The sequence below is a fragment of the Kamptonema formosum PCC 6407 genome, from assembly GCF_000332155.1.
Lineage (GTDB): Bacteria > Cyanobacteriota > Cyanobacteriia > Cyanobacteriales > Microcoleaceae > Kamptonema > Kamptonema formosum.
The window spans coordinates 81,533-81,990 of record NZ_KB235907.1; the positions used below are offsets into that span (position 1 = coordinate 81,533).

At 46.0% G+C, this 458-nt stretch carries 1 protein-coding gene; it reads right to left on the bottom strand.

What is annotated here, in order from left to right; genetic code table 11:
* Positions 1-58 precede the first annotated feature (58 nt).
* On the bottom strand, positions 59-199 hold the full coding sequence (locus OSCIL6407_RS38675; protein WP_019488079.1) for a hypothetical protein: 141 nt from the start codon (positions 197-199) through the stop codon (positions 59-61).
* Positions 200-458 lie beyond the last annotated feature (259 nt).

Consider the following 458-nt stretch of genomic DNA (forward strand, 5'->3'; position numbering starts at 1 on the left):
GTAGCTAAGGCTTGTTCGCGTCGCTGCATATCGGCNTTAAAGGTGACTTGCGACACGGCTAAATAACCATTAACTGCCCTTGACCTTCGGCTAAAGCCTCCAGAACTCCAAGGTATTGACCATCAGCAAAACGCTGTTGTAATCGTGTTTCTGTTTGATGTTGACTGAGTTCGGATTCAGCCTGAATTGAAGAACTCAATTGCTGCTGTTTAACTGAGGCAATTGATTGATTTGAGGGGCGCTGCGGGTACTGAGTCCTCTCTGATTTCCATCTCCCCTGTTGGTGATTGAGGTTGTGCAGGCTTGAGCTGTGGGGTGTTGTCAGTAGATTTTAGGAGTTCGATTTGAGCTTGAGTAAGAGATGCGTTGGAGCCAATTTTTAAGCCGTTTTGATTGGCTTTTTGATGAGGTTTCCAACCGGGGTATTAAGGCTTTTTGCTAGTTCCTTGAGGGTCATA